General features: G+C 41.6%; 17 protein-coding genes. 10 read left to right on the top strand and 7 right to left on the bottom strand.

Translation table 11 applies throughout. The features are described from left to right. Together lysA and dapF are read left to right on the top strand one after the other, a co-directional pair. Positions 1–1251, top strand: coding sequence for a diaminopimelate decarboxylase (gene lysA, locus AWW72_RS12095; protein WP_062847511.1), 1251 nt, complete (start codon positions 1–3; stop codon positions 1249–1251). 6 nt (positions 1252–1257) lie between these two features. After that, a complete protein-coding gene (dapF, locus tag AWW72_RS12100; protein ID WP_004771284.1) occupies positions 1258–2112 on the top strand; it encodes a diaminopimelate epimerase in 855 nt (284 codons plus the stop codon). 50 nt (positions 2113–2162) lie between these two features. Here the strand turns inward: dapF and AWW72_RS12105 are convergent, their stop codons facing one another. Next, the gene (locus tag AWW72_RS12105) at positions 2163–2774 is read right to left on the bottom strand and encodes a LysE family translocator (protein WP_062847512.1); all 612 of its coding nucleotides are present in this window, start codon (positions 2772–2774) and stop codon (positions 2163–2165) included. A 159-nt stretch (positions 2775–2933) separates the two neighbouring features. Here AWW72_RS12105 and xerA point away from each other — a divergent pair, with 159 nt between their 5' ends. From xerA to gyrA, 7 genes are all read left to right on the top strand, one after another. Beyond that, positions 2934–3821, top strand: coding sequence for a site-specific tyrosine recombinase/integron integrase (gene xerA / locus AWW72_RS12110; protein ID WP_171254720.1), 888 nt, complete (start codon positions 2934–2936; stop codon positions 3819–3821). A gap of 438 nt (positions 3822–4259) precedes the next feature. Continuing rightward, positions 4260–5009: an electron transfer flavoprotein subunit beta/FixA family protein gene (locus AWW72_RS12115; protein WP_004771287.1), complete on the top strand. Its 750-nt coding sequence runs from the start codon at positions 4260–4262 to the stop codon at positions 5007–5009. Between the two features lie 17 nt (positions 5010–5026). Next, a complete protein-coding gene (locus AWW72_RS12120; protein ID WP_004771288.1) occupies positions 5027–5962 on the top strand; it encodes an FAD-binding protein in 936 nt (311 codons plus the stop codon). A gap of 76 nt (positions 5963–6038) precedes the next feature. After that, a complete protein-coding gene (locus AWW72_RS12125; protein ID WP_062847513.1) occupies positions 6039–6881 on the top strand; it encodes a helix-turn-helix domain-containing protein in 843 nt (280 codons plus the stop codon). 84 nt (positions 6882–6965) lie between these two features. Further along, positions 6966–7928 carry an MBL fold metallo-hydrolase gene (locus tag AWW72_RS12130; protein WP_081410383.1) on the top strand — a complete coding sequence of 321 codons (963 nt, stop codon included), beginning with the start codon at positions 6966–6968 and terminating at the stop codon, positions 7926–7928. A 213-nt stretch (positions 7929–8141) separates the two neighbouring features. Then, positions 8142–8798: a hypothetical protein gene (locus AWW72_RS12135; RefSeq protein ID WP_062847514.1), complete on the top strand. Its 657-nt coding sequence runs from the start codon at positions 8142–8144 to the stop codon at positions 8796–8798. Between the two features lie 346 nt (positions 8799–9144). Further along, positions 9145–11874, top strand: a complete 2730-nt coding sequence (gene gyrA, locus AWW72_RS12140) for a DNA gyrase subunit A (RefSeq protein WP_004771292.1) — start codon at positions 9145–9147, stop codon at positions 11872–11874. Positions 11875–11901: 27 nt separating this feature from the next. On the opposite strand, the gene AWW72_RS12145 is transcribed toward gyrA, so the two are convergent. From AWW72_RS12145 to AWW72_RS12160, 4 genes are read right to left on the bottom strand one after another with little or no spacing between them, the layout of a single operon-like run. After that, the gene (locus tag AWW72_RS12145; RefSeq protein WP_005256722.1) at positions 11902–13011 is read right to left on the bottom strand and encodes an ABC transporter permease; all 1110 of its coding nucleotides are present in this window, start codon (positions 13009–13011) and stop codon (positions 11902–11904) included. Continuing rightward, the gene (locus tag AWW72_RS12150) at positions 13008–14138 is read right to left on the bottom strand and encodes an ABC transporter permease (RefSeq protein ID WP_062847515.1); all 1131 of its coding nucleotides are present in this window, start codon (positions 14136–14138) and stop codon (positions 13008–13010) included. Before AWW72_RS12150 ends, AWW72_RS12145 begins: the two co-directional genes overlap by 4 nt. 3 nt (positions 14139–14141) lie before the next feature. Beyond that, complete coding sequence (locus AWW72_RS12155) at positions 14142–15305, bottom strand: HlyD family secretion protein (RefSeq protein WP_062847516.1); 1164 nt, start codon at positions 15303–15305, stop codon at positions 14142–14144. Positions 15306–15317: 12 nt separating this feature from the next. Beyond that, positions 15318–16814: a TolC family protein gene (locus AWW72_RS12160; protein WP_062847517.1), complete on the bottom strand. Its 1497-nt coding sequence runs from the start codon at positions 16812–16814 to the stop codon at positions 15318–15320. A 348-nt stretch (positions 16815–17162) separates the two neighbouring features. On the opposite strand from AWW72_RS12160, the gene serC reads away from it, so the two are divergent. Next, complete coding sequence (gene serC, locus AWW72_RS12165; RefSeq protein WP_062847518.1) at positions 17163–18242, top strand: 3-phosphoserine/phosphohydroxythreonine transaminase; 1080 nt, start codon at positions 17163–17165, stop codon at positions 18240–18242. A gap of 79 nt (positions 18243–18321) precedes the next feature. On the opposite strand, the gene AWW72_RS19460 is transcribed toward serC, so the two are convergent. Both AWW72_RS19460 and AWW72_RS12170 read right to left on the bottom strand, forming a co-directional pair. Continuing rightward, the gene (locus tag AWW72_RS19460) at positions 18322–18465 is read right to left on the bottom strand and encodes a hypothetical protein (RefSeq protein WP_004771301.1); all 144 of its coding nucleotides are present in this window, start codon (positions 18463–18465) and stop codon (positions 18322–18324) included. 36 nt (positions 18466–18501) lie between these two features. Beyond that, complete coding sequence (locus AWW72_RS12170) at positions 18502–19440, bottom strand: hypothetical protein (protein ID WP_005256730.1); 939 nt, start codon at positions 19438–19440, stop codon at positions 18502–18504. Between the last annotated feature and the right edge of the window lie 50 nt (positions 19441–19490).

Genomic DNA, 19490 nt, shown 5'->3' on the forward strand with positions numbered 1-19490 from the left:
ATGAGTTTCACTCGCATTAATGGAGTATTGCATGCTGAGCAATGTTCACTCGATCAGCTCGCACAGCAATATGGCACGCCTTTATATGTTTATTCAAAAGCAACTTTTGAAAAGCATTATTTGGATATGCATCGTGCTTTTGATTTTATTGATCATCAAATCTGTTTTGCAGTGAAGTCAAACTCAAATCTGGCTGTTCTCAATGTATTGGCAAAAGTGGGCGCAGGTTTTGACATTGTTACAGGTGGCGAATTGGCGCGTGTACTGGCAGCCGGTGGTGAGCCTTCAAAAATCGTATTCTCCGGTTTGGGTAAATCTGAAGCAGATATCGAAAAAGCCTTAAATGTTGGCATTGCTTGTTTCAATGTGGAGTCACATGCCGAGCTGGATCGTATTCAGAAAGTGGCAGCAAAACTAGGAAAGAAAGCACCGATTTCTTTACGTGTAAATCCTGATGTTGATGCCAATACGCATCCTTATATTTCAACTGGCTTGAAAGAAAATAAGTTTGGTATTCCAAGCGATACGGTGAATGAAACTTACCAATATGCAGCATCATTGCCGAATCTCGAGATTATTGGGATCGATTGCCATATTGGTTCACAGTTAACGGAAACCAAACCCTTTGTCGATGCGCTTGATCGTGTCATTTTAATGATTGAGCAGTTGAAAAGTCTGGGGATTAACCTCAAACATATTGATATCGGTGGTGGTTTGGGCGTGCGTTATAAAGATGAAACGCCGCCAAGTGTTGAAGAATACGCCAATGCGATGCGTCCAGCTTTAGAGAAGCTGGGTTTGAAAGTGTATATGGAACCAGGCCGTAGTATTTCTGCCAATGCAGGTGCATTATTAACCAAGGTTGATCTATTAAAACCGACCAACCATCGTAATTTTGCCATTATTGATGCAGCGATGAATGACTTGATTCGTCCAGCTTTATATGAAGCATGGATGGATATTCAATCGGTGAACCCGAATACTGATGTTGAAGTGAAAACTTGGGATTTGGTCGGTGCGATCTGTGAAACTGGTGATTTCCTCGGTAAAGAGCGTGACTTGGCACTTCAGGAAAATGATGTGCTGGCAGTACTCGGTGCAGGTGCATACGGTTTTGTAATGAGCTCTAATTATAATACTCGTGGTCGAGCTGCTGAAGTTATGGTCAGTGGTGATCAAGCCTATTTAATTCGTGAGCGTGAAACCATAGAATCACTCTGGGAAAAAGAGCGTTTATTGCCTGAGGAATAAGTAGAGATGTATTTAGAATTTACCAAAATGCATGGTTTGGGCAATGATTTTATGGTCGTTGACCTCGTTACCCAGCGAGCTTATTTAGATACGGTCACGATTCAGCGTTTGGCAGATCGTCATTTTGGGGTGGGTTTTGATCAGCTATTGATCGTTGAGCCACCAGATTTACCTGATGTTGATTTTAAATATCGAATTTTCAATGCCGATGGCTCAGAAGTAGAGCAGTGTGGTAATGGTGTGCGTTGTTTTGCCCGTTTTGTACATGAGCGTCAACTGACCACTAAAACCAAAATCCGTGTGCAAACCAAAGCGGGGATTGTTGAACCTGAATTGGGTGCCAACGGTTGGGTACGCGTCAATATGGGGCAACCGAAGTTTCTTCCCGAAGAAATTCCGTTTGTGACTCAAGAGCATGAAGATATTGAAGGCTTATATGCATTGGCACTTGCTGACAATCAAAGCATTAATATTGATGTAGTGAACATGGGAAATCCGCATGCGGTGACCATCGTCCCTGATGTATTAACAGCAGACGTAGAACGTATGGGCCCACAAGTGGAATCGCATACCCGTTTCCCTGCACGTGTCAATGCTGGGTTTATGCAGATCCTTGATGAAAAGCATATTCGTTTACGTGTGTATGAACGTGGCGTTGGCGAGACTTTGGCTTGTGGTACAGGTGCCTGCGCTGCTGCTGTCAGTGGTATGCGCCGTGGCTTACTTGCCAATGAAGTTGAAGTTCAACTTGCTGGCGGTAAATTACACATTGCTTGGCGTGAAGGTGATGTGGTGTGGATGACAGGGCCAACCACACATGTCTATGATGCACGTCTGGATTTAAGATATTTCCAAGGCTGATGATCTAAGATTTAAAAAAGCGCGTTTTAATTAACGCGCTTTTTTATACTTTATCGTTTGCTGAATGCCAGTTTCAATGCAAACAAGATAAAAATACTTCCTGTCATCCGATCCATATATTGAATAAATTTCGGTCGCTTTAAGTAGCTGGAGATGGATTGCATTGCAGCGATCAGGAAAATCGACCAGATCAGTCCAATCACCACATGAATCATTACCAAGCCCATGGTCCAGATGATTGGAGATGAGGAGTGAGGGATAAATTGAGGTAAGAAGGAAATATAAAAAATACCAACTTTAGGATTGAGCAAATTACCCCAGAAGCCTTTGATGAACCAGTTCTGCGTTACGGTTGTTTCATTGATATCGGCAAGTTGGGTACGTGGTTTTAACAGCAGATTCAAACCTAACCACGTCAGATAAATTGCGCCCATCCATTTTAAAAGATTAAAGGCAATATCTGAGGTCATTAATAAGGCACCTAAGCCACAGGCCACAATCACCCCCCAGACGATACAGCCCAAATTAATACCCAATGCAGCTTGGAATGCTTTTGCTTTGCCTTCTAATGTTGCTGTACGAATGATAAGCGTGGTATCAAGGCCAGGCGTCAGTGTCAGCAGGGTAATTGCAACAAGATAGGGAATAAGCATGGTTGTCATTGATCAAGCACCATTTAAAACTTAAAAATGATTGTAGTACAGCGCAATGGATTGTTCGAGAAGGTTGAGGATGAATAGAGGAAAAAATTTGCTAGACTGTACTCAGCTTTATTTATCAGCATGGAGAGTCATTTGGAAACCCCTGCAAAACTACTGTCCATGTGGTTAAAAGAACGTATTATTCAAAATCAGTCGGAACATACCATTTCGGCCTATCAACGTGACTTAACTGATTTCTTTCATTTCTGCGAACAAAAACAATTACAACTACAAGATATCGAAGCATCGGATTTGAGAGAGTATCTGGCTGCCCGTGTTGAGCGGGATCAATTGAGCTCTAGCAGTCTACAGCGGCATTTGACATCTATTCGCCAATTTATGAAGTGGGCAGAGCAAGGGCAATATCTTGAGCAGAATCCATCCGAAGATTTTAAATTAAAGCGTCAACCGCGACCTTTACCGGGGATGATCGATATTGAGACGGTTCATCAAATTCTAGATCAGGTGACCCCTGAAAAACCAATTGAGCAGCAATTGTGGCTGCGCGATAAAGCAATGCTGGAACTATTATATTCAAGCGGTTTACGTCTGGCTGAATTGCAAGGCTTAACGATTAAGGATATTGATTTTAATCGGCAGCTATTACGCATCACAGGTAAAGGTAATAAAACCCGCATTGTTCCCTTTGGAAGCAAAGCCAAAGACAGTCTGGTTGAATGGTTGAAAATCTATCGGATCTGGCAAGGTGACTTTAATGCGGATTCATCGGTTTTTATCTCGCAACGTGGCAATGCCTTAACGCCACGTCAAATTGAAAATCGGGTCAAGCTGCAAGCGCAACGTGCAGGTGTCAATGTCGACTTGCATCCGCATTTATTGCGTCATTGTTTTGCCAGCCATATGCTTTCTGCCAGTGGCGATTTACGTTCTGTGCAGGAAATGTTAGGACATAGTAATCTTTCCACCACGCAGATCTATACCCATGTCGACTTTGAACAATTGGCAAAAGTGTACGACCAAACACATCCTCGGGCGCAAAAAAGCTAAATCCTGATATATTATGTTGCAAATTTGAGCGATTAATCGTCGTCTACTTTTCCAGTTTATTCCGTACATTTGTTGAATTGATGTTATTACTTAATTGCCAAGTTTTCTCGAAAGCGAAAAGGTGGGTAAGTTTGCAGGAAATGAACCGTTACAGATCATTTCAATCGTGATAAAAAATGCTGGTTTAGATCATTGAATTTTATAAAATATTAAAAAAATCAAAGTTTAATATTCATCATTTTGATGAGCTAAATAAATAGAATGAATCATTATTTTCATTTTGTGAACTGAGCGTTTCATCTTTTTTATGGCTGTAGCGGAAATTGTGACTTGACCGAAATGCCAAATACATTGCAAGATAGGGCACCTAAAAAGTTTCAATCGAAGAGTTAGAATACTCTTCATTACATTTACTTGCTTAGAACAGCCGAGGATTACATGAAGGCTCTTGTCGCTGTAAAACGTGTGGTTGATGCCAACGTTAAAGTTCGTGTTAAGCCGGACAATAGTGGGGTTGACCTTACCAACGTTAAGATGTCAATCAACCCATTCTGTGAAATCGCAGTGGAAGAAGCGGTTCGCTTAAAAGAAAAAGGAACAGTTTCTGAAATCGTTGTTGTTTCAGTGGGTGCTAAAGAAGCTCAAGAACAAATTCGTTCTGCAATGGCTCTAGGTGCTGACCGTGGTATTTTAGTTGAAACTGCTGATGAAGTTGGCGCTCTTGAAGTTGCTAAAATCTTGAAAGGCGTAGTTGATGCTGAAAAACCAGAACTTATTCTTCTTGGTAAACAAGCAATTGATGACGACTCTAACCAAGTAGGTCAGATGCTTGGTGCTTTACTTGGTGCAGGTCAAGGTACGTTCGCATCAGAAGTTAAAGTTGACGGTGGTAAAGTTCAGGTAACTCGTGAAATCGACGGTGGTTTACAAACTGTTGAGCTTGCACTTCCTGCAATCATCACAACTGACTTACGTTTGAATGAGCCACGTTATGCTGCTCTTCCAAACATCATGAAAGCGCGTAAAAAGCCACTTGATACTAAATCACCTGCTGATTATGGCGTTGCAACAGGTACTAAGCTTAAAACAATTAAAGTTGAAGCTCCTGCTGAACGTAAAGCTGGCGTACAAGTGAAGTCTGTAGACGAGCTTGTTGAAAAATTGAAAAACGAAGCGAAAGTGATCTAATACAGAAGGATAAAATCATGAGTATTTTAGTTATCGCTGATCACAACAACCAGACACTTAACGGTGCAACTTTAAACGTTGTTGCGGCAGCTCAAAAAATCGGTGGTGATATTACTGTATTAGTTGCTGGTTCTGGCGCTCAAGCAGTTGCAGACGCTGCTGCTAAAGTTGCTGGTGTGAGCAAAGTATTACTTGCTGACAATGCTGCTTATGCAAACCAATTGGCTGAAAACGTTGCTGGCTTAGTTGCTGACATCGCGAAAGGCGGTTACAAATACGTATTAGCTGCGTCTACAACGACTGGTAAGAATATTCTTCCACGCGTTGCTGCACTTCTTGACGTAAGCATGATTTCAGACATCATTGCTGTTGAATCTGCAAATACATTCAAGCGTCCTATCTATGCGGGTAACGCGATTGCAACTGTTCAATCTGATGAAGCAATCATCGTTGGTACAGTTCGTGGTACAGCATTTGATGCAGTCGCTGCTGAAGGCGGTTCTGCTGCGGTTGAAGCTGTTGCTGAAGCAAAAGACGCTGGTATTTCTACCTTTGTAAACGAAGAAATCGTGAAACTTGATCGTCCAGAGTTAACTGCTGCACGTATCGTTGTTTCTGGTGGTCGTGGTGTAGGTTCTGGTGAGAACTATCACAAAGTCCTTGATCCATTGGCTGATAAGCTTGGTGCTGCTCAAGGTGCTTCACGTGCTGCAGTAGATGCTGGCTTCGTACCAAACGACTTCCAAGTTGGTCAAACTGGTAAAATCGTTGCGCCTGATCTTTATATGGCGATTGGTATCTCAGGTGCGATTCAGCACTTGGCGGGTATGAAAGATTCTAAAGTTATTGTTGCGATCAACAAAGACGAAGAAGCGCCAATCAACAGCGTTGCTGACTACTGGTTAGTTGGTGATTTGAACACTGTTGTTCCAGAATTGGTAAGCAAACTGTAATTTACAGTCTGCCACTTATTCAAGAAAACGCCCTTGTGCTATAAATTGCGCAAGGGCGTTTTTTATTGGATTGATCATGAATATTGATTCTACGGCTGCGATGGATGAACAGTATTTACATCGTTCGCTGGTCAGATTGGCACTTGCAGATATGGCGCGAGATTACTTATGTATTCGGGCGAAAAATCAGCATGGACTATCGAATATTCAAGTGAATCAATTGCACATGGGGATGATTCTGCATGGGCAACAACAATTAAAAATGTATAACCAGCAGGTTAACCTCAGGGCGGGTGATCTGTTTATTATCAAGCCTGATACTGTTGCGAATACCGTCAATATTCCAGATCCGGAAACAGGAGAATATTTGACGATTCTGGTGCCGATGTGTGAAGAAGTGATTCATGCGGCACAGATGATTTGGGCCAAGCCTATTACCGATAAAACAGAAGCAATATTACAGTTTTCAATTGAGGATTTTGCCCCACATCTTCTCGCTTGGCAAAAGGCTTTATTTGAGCAGGATCTCGTTAAAGCTCGCTTATCGATTGCAGCCATCCTTGTGCAGTTATGTCAGCAGCATTGTGCAGATGTGCTGATTCTGCCTCCTTTAAAACTGTCAAAACAGATTTACCAGTGGGTGCTGGATCAGCCTCAACATCAATGGCAATCCAATGAAATTGAAAGCCGCTTAGGTTTAAGCAGCGCCACATTGCGACGTAAATTGAGTCATGAACAAACTTCTTTAAGAGAAATCATTATGCATGCACGTCTAGCCCATGCCTTGGAGTTGCTCTATTCAAGCAAACTGCCGATGAAAACGATTGCGGCGAAGTCAGGTTATCAATCTGCTGCAACCTTTCGTGAGCGATTTATACAGCGTTATGAGGTTGATCCCGCCGTTCTATCCTTGGAATAATCTAAATTGAGCGTTTCGCGTAGATAATTGAGCGATTTTAATCACTCAGCAGCGTTAGATTTAAAGCAATCTAATATCAAGGCGATGAACGTGAAATTATTAAAACCCATTCTAATTGCGCTACTGTTTAGTGCTGTTACGGTTCATGCGGAGTCTAGTCCTCAGGTAAAGCAGGTCGCGGGATATTTTTTACAGTCTGTTGGAAATTTGAAAGTCACGGCTCTGTTTGATGGGGAGCTGGGCTTGCCTCGTAGTGATTTGTTGGGAATTTCATCTGCAAGAGCCAGTCAGTTATTTAAAGAGAACTTTGTACCTGTCGATGAACACAACCAGATCGTGACCGATTTTTCGGCTTATTTAGTACAGATGCCGACACAGAATATTTTAATTGATGCGGGTACTGCAAAATGTTTTGGCCCAAGCCTGGGTCATGTTCCAGAAAACTTAAAAAAGGCAGGCTTACAACCTGAGCAGATTGATACGATTTTAATTACCCATGCGCATCCTGATCATTTATGCGGAATTACGCTGGATGGGAAAATGGTTTATCCAAATGCCAAAGTCTATTTAGCGAAAGAGGATGTAGATTACTGGACCTCTGCTCAGAATGAGGCAAAAGCCAGTGACTTTTTTAAACCTTTATTCAAAATGACCCGAGATGCATTAAAGCCTTATCAGCAAACAGGGCAGTTGATTGCCTTTAGCAAAACCTCTTTTGATGTGCCGAATGTTGAACTGATCAGCACACAGGGTCATACCGAAGGCCATTCTTCTTATCTTATCGATGGAAAAAATGGACAAAAGTTTTTGGGCTTGGGTGATGTGGTGCATTATGCGGCTGTGCAATTTCCTTATCCTGAAGCTAGCTATAAACCAGATACTGATGCTAAACGCGCCATCTCAGTACGTAAAAATATCTTTGAGCAAGCTTATCAAAATCATTGGTGGATCGGCGCTGCGCATGTGGCATTTCCCGGAATTGGTCATATCGGCAAAAATGCACACGGCTATCAATGGATTCCAGCCCAATATCGTCCAGAACAGTGAAGGGTGGCTTTGATTTTTTCTTTGCTGATCGAAGGTTTAAGCTTATGAGACAGAGCGTTTCCTTTATGCAACGATACTGTTGCTAATTTAACCTACTGATTTAAATCGTATTAATTTAAGTTTTTCTTAATGGTTAATTTCAATTAAGCTAAAAGTGTACTCATTAGTACACTTTTGTTAAGCTTTCATTTTCGATGGTTTTTTTGTTGAATAATGAAGTTTGATTTTCGTTTAAATGGCGTTGTGTTAGTTCTATTCTCCCTTTTATTTCTCACCGCATTTCTAGCTGTTGCTGAGAGTTCAGTGCTGTTGACATGGAATGTTCATTTTTTAGAGGCAGTGCAGGCCATTGTATTATTGGCTTGTGTTCCCTTTACATGGTTCTATGTCAAACCTAAGACTTTAACTGAGCAGAAAAAATGGTTCTGGCTATGGGCGATGGCGTGGTGGTTGATGTTCTTTGGGCGAAGCATTAGTTGGGGGCGTGACTTTTTCCCAGAAGTTCCTCATATCTACTTCAGGATCATTTCAATTTTTGTAATTGCACCTGTTGTTTTTATGCTGTTTTCTCCTCATTTAAGAGCTGAAATCAAATATAAGTGGCAACAGGTCAAGTTGCCGTTCTGGTATTTACTGATTGCGGTTTTGTCATTGTTTCTGGCGGATAGTATCGAGCATCATCGCTTTATTGACACCTTGTTACTCAGTAATCATGCCAATCAGGATATTGTGGAAGAGCTGTACGAAAACCCATTTATTCTTGCGCTGTTCTTTTCTGCTTTTTATTTTATGCGACAGGATCGGGTGACTGAGCAAGACAAGCTCACGCTAGCAATGGAAGCAGAACTCTCACCTAAACCTTATCAATAAAAATTGAGCGTTATTTAACAGTTTAATTGGGGTTCTGGCTCTTACAGAATTGCGGCGAAGGAGCGACTTTGGGAACAGGTTTTGCTGTTTTTTTACCCAAAGTGCTTCATAAAGTATTTTTATCGACGCTTTTCTGTTTTTAGTAATTTTAAGTCATTCATTTATATATTCTTTTTATTGTAAAAAAATGCTATTTTTGCGGTTCTAAACTTACCGTTATTTCGTCCTTTATGCTATAATTTTTCGCTGTATTTTTTATTTTTAGTTCAAGTCTTTGAGCTGAATTTTTGCAAGATTGAAGACATAAAAACAGGTACAACTCTCTACCTGTAAACAAGGAGTATGCATGAGCGTATCGGAAATCAGACCGATTGCCATTGAGGACGAACTCAAGCATTCATATCTAGATTACGCGATGAGCGTAATCGTATCTCGTGCATTGCCAGATGTGAGAGACGGTCTAAAACCTGTTCATCGTCGCGTGTTATATGCGATGCACGAATTGGGCAATGATTATAACAAAGCATACAAAAAGTCTGCTCGTGTTGTCGGGGATGTGATCGGTAAATATCACCCGCATGGTGACAGCGCAGTATATGAAACAATCGTTCGTATGGCGCAGGACTTTAGCTTGCGTTACATGCTGGTGGATGGTCAGGGTAACTTCGGTTCGGTCGATGGCGATAGCGCGGCTGCAATGCGTTATACCGAAGTTCGTATGCAAAAGTTAACCCATGAAATTTTGGCAGACTTAGAAAAAGATACTGTTGATTGGGAAGACAACTACGACGGTTCCGAGCGTATTCCTCAGGTGATGCCAACACGTATTCCTAATCTTCTGATTAATGGTACGACAGGTATTGCGGTGGGTATGGCGACCAATATGGCGCCACACAACATGACAGAAGTTGTGAATGCATGTCTTGCTTATGCCAACAATCCGAATATTTCTATAGAAGGATTGATGGAACACATTACGGGTCCAGATTTCCCTACGGGCGGTATTATTTACGGTAAATCAGGCATTGTAGATGCTTACCGTACTGGTAAAGGCCGTTTGCATATTCGTGGTAAATATCACTTCGAAGAAGACCAGAAAACAGGTCGTACCACGATCGTCTTTACTGAAATTCCTTATCAGGTGAACAAGGCAAAAACCATTGAGCGTATTGCCGAGTTAGTCAAAGAAAAGAAACTGGAAGGTATTTCAGAGCTTCGTGACGAGTCTGATAAAGAAGGTATGCGTATCGCCATCGACTTGAAACGTGGCGAAAATGCAGAAGTTGCGGTGAATAACCTGTTCTTGCACACCCAGCTTCAAAACTCGTTCAGCATCAACATGGTCTGCCTGGATAATGGTCAGCCGAAGTTGATGAATCTGAAAGATATTATTGCGGCATTTATTCGTCATCGCCAAGAAGTTGTGACTCGCCGTACCATGTTCGAACTGCGTAAAGCACGTGAGCGTGGTCATATCTTGGAAGGTTTGACCGTTGCATTAGCCAATATCGATGAAATTATCGAAACCATCAAAACATCTGCAAACCCGGCTGAAGCGCGTGAACGTTTACAGTCTGGCGAGTGGGCTGGTGGTGGTGTTGTTGCCTTACTCGAAAAAGCAGGTGCAATTTCAGTTCGTCCAGACGAGATTGAAGGCGAAGATCCAGCACGTCCATTTGGCTTGTCAGGTGATATCTATCGTTTATCGCCAACTCAGGTGGCTGCGATTTTAGAATTGCGTTTACACCGTTTAACGGGCTTAGAACAAGATAAGTTACACGCTGAATATACTGAAATTTTGGGTCAAATTGCTGAATTAACGGCAATCCTCAATGATTTCAACTTATTGATGAATGTGATTCGTGAAGAACTTGCCTTGATTTTGCAGCAATACGGTGATGGTCGTCGTACCGAGATTGTGGAATCTGGCGTTGATTTCTGCCGTGAAGACTTAATTCCTGAAGAGCAAGTTGTATTGACTGTGTCTCAAACAGGTTATGCAAAAACTCAACCACTTTCTGATTATCAAGCGCAACGCCGTGGTGGTCGTGGTAAGTCTGCAACCGCAATGAAAGATGATGACATCATCCAGCATTTAATTGTGGCATCGAACCATGCAACTGTATTGTGCTTTACCAATGTTGGTAAAGTTTATCGCTTGAGAGTGTTTGAAGTACCGCAAGCATCTCGTGGTGCAAAAGGTCGTCCAATTATCAATTTACTTCCTCTGGAAGCGAATGAAACTGTTACTGCTATTTTACCGTTGACGGAGTTCCCTGAGAACCATTACGTGTTTATGGCGACTGGATCAGGTACGGTAAAACGTGTTGAACTTGCACAATTTAGTAATGTGCGTTCAAACGGTTTACGTGCGATCGAGCTGAATGAAGAAGACACCCTGATTGGTGTTGCGATTACCGATGGTAATCAGCAGATCATGTTGTTCTCGAATGAAGGTAAGGCAATCCGTTTTGCTGAAACTGATGTTCGTGCGATGGGGCGTACAGCGAAAGGCGTACGCGGTATGCGTGTCAGCTTTGCAAGCAACAGTATCGAAGCTGAAGATGCTGACGTTGAAAATGATGATAGTGATGACAATGATGATTCATCAGATTCAAATTTAGTCAGTCGCATTGTTTCGCTTGTAGTTGTACCTGAAACGGGTGAAGTGCTCTGTGCATGTGCCAATGGTTATGGTAAACGTACGCCAGTAGATGACTTCCCGACCAAGAAACGTGGTGGTAAGGGCGTAATTGCAATCAAGACAAGTGAGCGTAATGGTGAGCTTGTGGGTGCCGTATCGATTGATGAAACCAAAGAACTCATGTTGATTTCTGATGGTGGTACATTAGTACGTACGCGCGCTGCTGAAGTTGCAACAACAGGCCGTAACGCGCAAGGTGTTCGTTTGATCCGCTTAAGCGATGCTGAGACATTGGTGGGTGTGGTTTCAATTGAAGCTGTAGAAGATGACGAAGAGTTAGATGCTATAGATGAAGTTGAAAATACCGAAGCTGAAACAGTGACTTCTGAAGAAGTTGTTGCTGAGCCAAAAGATGATGCGCCAGAAGCGTAATCATTGAGGTAATAAAAAGGAAGCTAATTAGCTTCCTTTTTTTATGGGTTGCATCATCACTAAACGGTAATAGGAGATTGCCAGTAAAATTGCAGCTACGGTTGCCAGATAAATCAGTTTTGGTACCACAATAGAGGTTGGTACACCCATTTGATTGAGCTGTACAAACATTTGCACCCCATGAGTTGAAGGAAATATCCACGCAAACCATTGCATCCAGTGTGGCATGGCTTCATGAGGCCAAGCTGTTCCAGTCAGTAAGAATAATGGAACAGACGTCACGACAATTAGATGCCCAACCCGTTCAGGCATATCCACCAGTGAACCCACTAGCATGCCTAAGCCAATCACACAACTGACATAGATTGGGACGGCAAGCAACATGCCCCAGAAGTTTCCACCGTGTGGAAATTCATAGAGCCAGAAGGTAAAGCCGAATAAATACAGACAGCTGAGGCAGCCTGTCGTGAAAATAGCGGCAAATGTTGCCCAGAATTCTACAGGTTTTGCGACCCAGCCTTGTTCACGATAACTGGCGATCAGCATGGCAAGACCAAGCAGAATCGTTTGATGAATAATCAAACTGGCGACAGCAGGGAAAATATAACTACCATAACCCGACATCGTGTTGAACAACGGAATCTGATGAATCGAAAGTTCGGGTTCAAACGCGGAAGCATTGCCAAATTTCTCTAGATGCTCTTTCAGCGTATATTCAATTGAGCTGGCTAAACCGACGCCAACTTCTTTGGTTCGGATGAAATACGCCGTACTTAAATAGAGACCAATCCCACCCATTTCACCTCGCTTCAAACTATTGGTGAGGTTCTCAGGCAGTAACAAGATACCTTCAGCTTGCTGGTTCTGCACCATGCGCTGCGCTTCCAGAAAATTATCCGTCACCGTGGTGATTTTGATATGTGGACTATTCGATGCTTGGCTAATGATTTTTGAGGTCAAAATACTTTGTTCTTCATCCACGATCACAATCGGAATATCTTCCGCTGTTTGTGCCTTATAGGCGGTCGGATAGAAAAAACTATAAAGTAGCGTTGCCGCAATTAAGGTGGTAAACACCGAATTGTTGGCAAAAATATTTTTAAAGGTCTGTAGGTAATAGCTGAAAAATGACTTCATGGACATAGCTCCTGAGTATTTTTCTTTAACAGACGCACGCTCAAGGCAAAGAATAAGCCTGCAAAGACCACTAAAATGCCAAAAGGAATCATTGAGACATGCACATCACTGCCAATAATCCACTGTTCGGTTTGCAGCTTGGCATAAGGCGTGTAGGGAATAATCATTGACCAGAACTGGGTAAATGCTGGCGCGTTATTCAAGGGTAGGGTAATCCCTGAAAAACTTGGTGAAGAACCACCATACAGTGCAATAAAGCCAAAGGTTTTGGGAAGATTTTGGGTTGCAAGAACCATAGTACTGCTGATCACGGCATAGGAAAAGTACAATAAAAATTGTGCTGCCAAAATCAGCGTGAGTGAACCTGCAATAAAGTAACCGCGGATTTGCGCTAACCAGAACATCCAGCACCAAGTCCAAGCACAGAAAATAAAGACATAGAGCAAGATTTTACCAAGCAGGCTGGAAATGACTTGTTTGGAACTGACCCATTCAGCCACTGTTTTACGCTTAAATTCTTGCCCAATGGCAAAAGCTACGCAGCAACAGAGCAATAAGTGTAAAACGGCTGGCACCATAAATGGCTCAAGAAATAACTCATAACTCATGCTTGGGTTATATAGAGTTGAAATCTTAATATGCGGGGTGGGCATGTCCAGATAGGGGATCGTGTTGGACAGGTAGCTTTGTCCCATATATTCAGCCATACCATTTAGGGTGCTAATGAGCATGGCGGAGGAAATGGTATTACCGATACTAAAAAAAGACTGGTTATACGCAATACTGATTTGCGCATCTTGGGCTTTGACCAGACGTTGTTCAGCACCTTCGGGGATCATGACAAATCCCCATGCTTCAGTCTTGTTGATGAGCCGTTCTGCTTCATCCTGACTGGCAGTAATGGTTTTTACTTGCAAAGTATGGTTAAGGCTTAAGCTACGAATCACCTTACGGCTCATTTCACTTTGGTCTTGGTCAATCACAACAATAGGAAGATGTTCGGCCTTACCTGCTGAAAACATGCTGCCAAAGAGCAGAATGACCAGCAAAGGCGCGATCACCGCCATAAAAAGATCTACTTTATGGCGTTTGAGATAGCGTAATTCCCGAAGCATGACAGCAAACATCGGTTATTTTGCCTCTTCTATTTTGAATAATACGCTCATGCCGACTTTTAAATCAGGAATACTTTGCTCAGGCACCAAATGGAATTTGAAGCTGCGGATGTCATAACCACCAGTTTGGCGCGTGGTTTTAATCGTTGCAAAATCACCTTCGGCATCAATATTTTTTACTTTAAAGGTTTCTTTACGATTTAATGCAGGAATAAAACCTTCAATGCTTTTCATTTTATAAACAGAGCTGTACATGTCTTCACGAACATTTAAGCTGACCCACAAATCATGGTCTTCAATAATGCTAACGACTGGCACGCCTGTTGCGACTAATTCAGTCGGCTTGCCATAGGTTTTAGATACGGTTCCGTCTGTAGGTGAGTACAGTTTGGTTTCTTCGGTTAATGCATTGGCTTCTTTCACAGCCGCTTGTGCCATCGCAACTTGTGCATCAGCCGTCGATTTCTGTTGTTCGGTGCTACCGCGTTTGGCACGTGCATACTGTTGATAAGAGGCCTCGGCAGTTTCACGTGCAGAAGTTTGTGCAGCAAGCATTTCATCGCGGCGTTGGCGAGAAATTACACCTTGTTGATATAAGGTTTCACCACGTTTATACGTGGTTGCTGCCAATTCTGCCTGAGTTTTCATGGCTTGCCAGTTGGCATACAGTGTCTCGATATTTTCTTGTTGAGCACCACGATACACAGTGGAATGGAATGCAGTTGCACTTTGTAAAGCCGCTTGAGCCTGTTCTTTTTTCGCTTCGAGTTCAGGGCTGACAAAGCGAACCAGTGCTTGACCTTTCTTAACTGGCTGCCCCTCGGAAACATAGAACTCTTCGATACGACTTGGCACTTTGGTGCTGATATGTACGGTTTCTGACTCAACCCGACCTTGTAGCTCAATCGCTTGAGGTTGATAAGCTTTCCATAAGCCAAAAGCGATTAAACCTAAAAGTAGAATCAAAATAATCAGGCCGATGATTTTTGCTTTACCTTTTTTAGGTGGTTCGTTCGGTGGCTGCTGTGTATTGGAATTTGGTGTCTCAGCTTGTGGCTGTGCGACATTCTCAGTCGCGCTCACTTGCGTTTGAGGTGATTCAGATACTTGAGTTTCAGTTTTTTTGTCCACTTGATCTTTATCGCGTTCTGAATTGGATGATGATTGATCTTGGCTCATAAAATTCTCCAATTAACGGATATAGTCAGTACGTGGTTGATTAACATAAAGCTTGAACTCATCAATCGAGCCATAGCTTTGTAAAAGTGTCGCTAAAGATAAAATGTATTTATAGGAATTAACGGCCATTTCACTTCTTAAGGCGCTTAAGGCATTTTGTGCATCAATAACTTGTGTCGCTGTACCCATACCTTCCTTAAATGAAAGCTGTTGAATACGTAAGTTTTCTTGCGCAGCTTTGGTGTTTTGAACCAGCAATTGATGACTGGTCTGAGACGAGCTTAATTCGCTATAAGATTTGTACAGCACATTTTCAACTTCCTGCTTGGTGCGTTCAGTCATTAGCTCTGCTGCATATTTTTTAAGTTCGGCTGCACGTATATTTTTGTTGTTATCAATGCCTGAGAACAAATTGTATTTGGCCATCACACCGACAATCCAGTTCTCTTTGCTGTCTAGTCCATATTCACCAAAGGCAAAAACACTCGGTTTTTTTGCAGATTGCTGAACTTTGACATTTTCATTGGCAAGTTGGGTATCCATTTGCAGCTTTTTGATCAAACTGGAATTTTGATCGTAATTTGCCAGCATTTTATCCAGAGAATGGTTTTGTGCATTATTCACGAATAGGGGTGTGGTGAGATTTAAACTTTCTTTGGTTTTTAATAAATTTTGCAGGCTGAACTGACTGGCTTGTAAATTGGACTGGGCATTTTGATAGGTGCGTTCTGCATTATTGCGTGCCACCTCAAACTGCATACGCTGGCCCTTATTAATAAAGCCTTGCTTCTCTAATTTAAGTGCATTGTTATAATGTTCTTGCATCGAATTTAAATTAAACAGGCTGGCATTGAGTAATTGCTGCTGTAATTGCACATTAAAATAAGACTGAATCATCTCAAAACGTTGCGAGTCTTGTTGTTGTTTTTCGCTAATGTTTGAACGTTGAGCCTGAATGGTGGCAATCTGTTTGGCGCTGCTAATTTTACCGCCAGTATAGAGTGGCATAACCATCGAAACAGAAGTGCGGACATCATGGTCTTTGACCGTAACATCGAGATTGTTGGGCACCTGATTCAGACCCTCACTTACAGTTTGATCAAACCCCTGACCGACCTGATCAATCACTTCAGGCGGTAACACATTTTCCCATTGCGATAACTTGTCATCAAAACCACGGGTCAGCGAATTTTCCAGTCGTCGCTTGCTCGAAGCTAAAGGCACGCTGGTTTCGCTATGAAATGAATAAGCACGCGCATTTAAATCAATACGGGGAAGGCCTAAATTTTTAACGGCTTCCATCTCGAGTTGAGACGCTTGTTGCAAGGCTTGCTGTGCTTGGGAGGCATAAGCATTTTCAACCACATAGTGTTCAGCTTCACTATAACTGAATGTCTGGGCAAATAAAGAAGATGAAAATAAGGCACAGCTGATCAGGCTTATACTCAAGCTTAACGTTTTGGGAAACCGCTTGACCTTAAAACTCGGTCGATCATGTCGTTTCAACATTATGGTATGTCGCAATTTAATAATATCCTGAGGTAGTCTAAATTCTTTTTATAAAATTAAAATATTATGTTTTTAATTAAATAGTTATATCGCTGGGATTGGTGTAGTGAATTTGTAAAAAGTAGAGTTTTTAATCTAAATAAAATGGCGAAAAACAGGCGTATTTCATGCTAGAGAAAAGCATCATAACGTTTGGCCTAAAATAATTGTAATGACAGAACATGATTGAAAAATTAATACTTTTTTTGCAGTCAAATTGAAATATTTACTGGATAAGCTGCTGCAAGCTTCGCCAATCTATGATTAAATTCCCATTCCAATTTGTTCCACTTTAACAAGGGAAAACTCATGCGTGCTTATAATTTCTGCGCTGGTCCTGCTGCATTACCTACTGCCGTTTTAGAAAAAGCTCAACAAGAATTGTTGAATTGGCAGGGCAAAGGTTTGTCGATCATGGAAATGAGTCATCGTAGCAGCGATTATGTTGCTGTGGCAGAGAAGGCTGAAGCTGACTTACGTAAGCTCATGAACATTCCTGAAAACTATAAAGTATTGTTTTTACAAGGTGGCGCATCCTTACAGTTTTCAGCGATTCCATTGAATCTGTTAGGCAAAAATAACAAGGCAGATTATATCCATACTGGCATCTGGTCTGAGAAAGCGTTGAAAGAAGCGAAACGCTATGGCGATATTAATATCGTTGAAGCTGGTACTTTAATTGATGGTAAACATGCGATTACCGAACAAAGTACATGGAATCTTTCGAATGATGCTGCTTATGTGCATTATGCAGATAATGAAACAATTGGTGGTTTGCAATTCGCTACTATCCCAGATGTAAATGCGCCGTTGGTGTGTGATTATTCATCAAGTATCTTGTCTGCGCCTTTGGATGTGAGCAAGTTTGGCTTGATCTATGCTGGTGCGCAAAAGAATATTGGCCCAGCAGGTTTGACCATCGTTATTATGCGCGATGATTTACTTGATCAAGCTAAGCCTGAAATTCCAAGCATTTTGAAATATGCAGATCAAGCCAAGAATGGTTCAATGGTAAATACCCCAGCAACCTATGCATGGTATTTATCAGGTCTTGTATTTGAGTGGTTGCTTGAGCAGGGCGGGGTAGATGCAATCTATAAAGTGAATCAAGAGAAAGCCAAGTTACTTTATGGCTATATTGATTCGAGCGATTTCTATAACAATCCGATCGCAGTACCAAACCGTTCAATGATGAACGTGCCATTTACTTTAGCTGACGAAGCGCTTGAAAAGACTTTCTTGCAAGAAGCTGAACAGCATCACTTATTGAACTTAGCAGGCCACCGTTCAGTAGGTGGTATGCGTGCAAGTATTTATAATGCAGTTCCATTAGAAGGCGTACAAGCCCTTGTAAACTTTATGGATGATTTTGCGAAACGTCATGGTTAAGCAATAAAAACCAGTTAAAATAAAAGCCCTCATCATTGAGGGCTTTTATATGCGAATAAGGTAGTTAATGGTCAAAAAATTAGAAAAAACCAATTTGATGAAAAATAAGTGCTGCTAAGAACATACCAAGTAAGAAAAAGCAAAAAGCACCAACATCAAGTTTAAGACCTTGATCACTCGAATGAATCAGACTGGTGGTCGTTTGTTCTGGTATAATTTTCATTAGAACGCCTAAAAATGCCATTTATGTGATTTTTTGTCACTCAGTAGCAGTTTTAGCATAAATATTGGCCTGAATCCATAGGTTGCCGCGAATATATTGGCCAATGTTAAAGTTTTTATACAATTCATTTTTAGTTGCAATACGAATCAGGATTGCAGGTAAATCATCTTCTAAAACCAGCGTCACGTCATAAAGGGTATATTCATCCTGCATAAACTGCATTTGAGTTTTACCAACGATATTACCTTGGAACCAGGCTTCATCTTCCTGACCTAAAGTTTCACCGAATAAATAGGCCACCATTTTAGAAAAGTCGACAGTAACAGGTTCTTGATCTTCTGGCGTTTTTGGCTGCCAGTCATTAATCAGTTCCTGTAAATTTTCTGGGGCAACCCCATTATGTTCTGCCAAAATCGCATTTAATGCGCGGTGATGTTTAATTGAAGCAGGATCATCAACAATGATTTTCTCATCTGGAGCAACCGCTTCTAATTCATATGCCCAAGCATTAAACTGAACTTTATAGCTTTGGTTTTTGTCATATTGACAGCTATTTACACTGAATAAATTATCGAACGCATAAATGGTCGTATCTTTATTTAAATTTAATCGTAACACTGCTTGAGTTGCAGAATCACAAGTAATAATTCGCTCAATTTTCGCATCATATTTATATGGGCTTTCAAAACTTGGAAAGGCTGTTTTTAATGCGCGTGGTTTTTGATCTTCCACTGCAATGATCTGGTTAATAGAAACAGATTCACCACTTGGGCCTTGGATTAACCAGAATGTCTGATCCATCTCATGTTCATCTTCACATAGCCCCATTGGCATTACGGGTGCATCAAGCGCCAATCCTAACCATTTGGGAACATCTGTTTCGGGTGTGTCAGTCAATAAGTTCCAATGCTCGACATGATTACCGAAATTTTGATCTTGAATTTTAATGATTTCTGGACTGTTTTGATTTTTCATAAAGCGAGATGCTAAAAAGATTGAACTTATTCTATTAAATCGAGGGTAAC

This window comes from Acinetobacter sp. NRRL B-65365 (genome assembly GCF_001605865.1).
Lineage (GTDB): Bacteria > Pseudomonadota > Gammaproteobacteria > Pseudomonadales > Moraxellaceae > Acinetobacter > Acinetobacter vivianii.

Coding starts and splice junctions, on each gene's coding strand:
- AWW72_RS12170 (WP_005256730.1), bottom strand. CDS start 19,440: ATGAAAAATCAAAACAGTCCAGAAATCATTAAAATTCAAGATCAAAAT.
- AWW72_RS12155 (WP_062847516.1), bottom strand. CDS start 15,305: ATGAGCCAAGATCAATCATCATCCAATTCAGAACGCGATAAAGATCAA.
- AWW72_RS12150 (WP_062847515.1), bottom strand. CDS start 14,138: ATGTTTGCTGTCATGCTTCGGGAATTACGCTATCTCAAACGCCATAAA.
- AWW72_RS12125 (WP_062847513.1), top strand. CDS start 6,039: ATGAATATTGATTCTACGGCTGCGATGGATGAACAGTATTTACATCGT.
- dapF (WP_004771284.1), top strand. CDS start 1,258: ATGTATTTAGAATTTACCAAAATGCATGGTTTGGGCAATGATTTTATG.
- serC (WP_062847518.1), top strand. CDS start 17,163: ATGCGTGCTTATAATTTCTGCGCTGGTCCTGCTGCATTACCTACTGCC.
- AWW72_RS12160 (WP_062847517.1), bottom strand. CDS start 16,814: ATGTTGAAACGACATGATCGACCGAGTTTTAAGGTCAAGCGGTTTCCC.
- AWW72_RS19460 (WP_004771301.1), bottom strand. CDS start 18,465: ATGAAAATTATACCAGAACAAACGACCACCAGTCTGATTCATTCGAGT.
- AWW72_RS12135 (WP_062847514.1), top strand. CDS start 8,142: ATGAAGTTTGATTTTCGTTTAAATGGCGTTGTGTTAGTTCTATTCTCC.
- lysA (WP_062847511.1), top strand. CDS start 1: ATGAGTTTCACTCGCATTAATGGAGTATTGCATGCTGAGCAATGTTCA.
- AWW72_RS12130 (WP_081410383.1), top strand. CDS start 6,966: ATGAACGTGAAATTATTAAAACCCATTCTAATTGCGCTACTGTTTAGT.
- AWW72_RS12145 (WP_005256722.1), bottom strand. CDS start 13,011: ATGAAGTCATTTTTCAGCTATTACCTACAGACCTTTAAAAATATTTTT.
- AWW72_RS12120 (WP_004771288.1), top strand. CDS start 5,027: ATGAGTATTTTAGTTATCGCTGATCACAACAACCAGACACTTAACGGT.
- gyrA (WP_004771292.1), top strand. CDS start 9,145: ATGAGCGTATCGGAAATCAGACCGATTGCCATTGAGGACGAACTCAAG.
- AWW72_RS12115 (WP_004771287.1), top strand. CDS start 4,260: ATGAAGGCTCTTGTCGCTGTAAAACGTGTGGTTGATGCCAACGTTAAA.
- AWW72_RS12105 (WP_062847512.1), bottom strand. CDS start 2,774: ATGACAACCATGCTTATTCCCTATCTTGTTGCAATTACCCTGCTGACA.
- xerA (WP_171254720.1), top strand. CDS start 2,934: ATGTGGTTAAAAGAACGTATTATTCAAAATCAGTCGGAACATACCATT.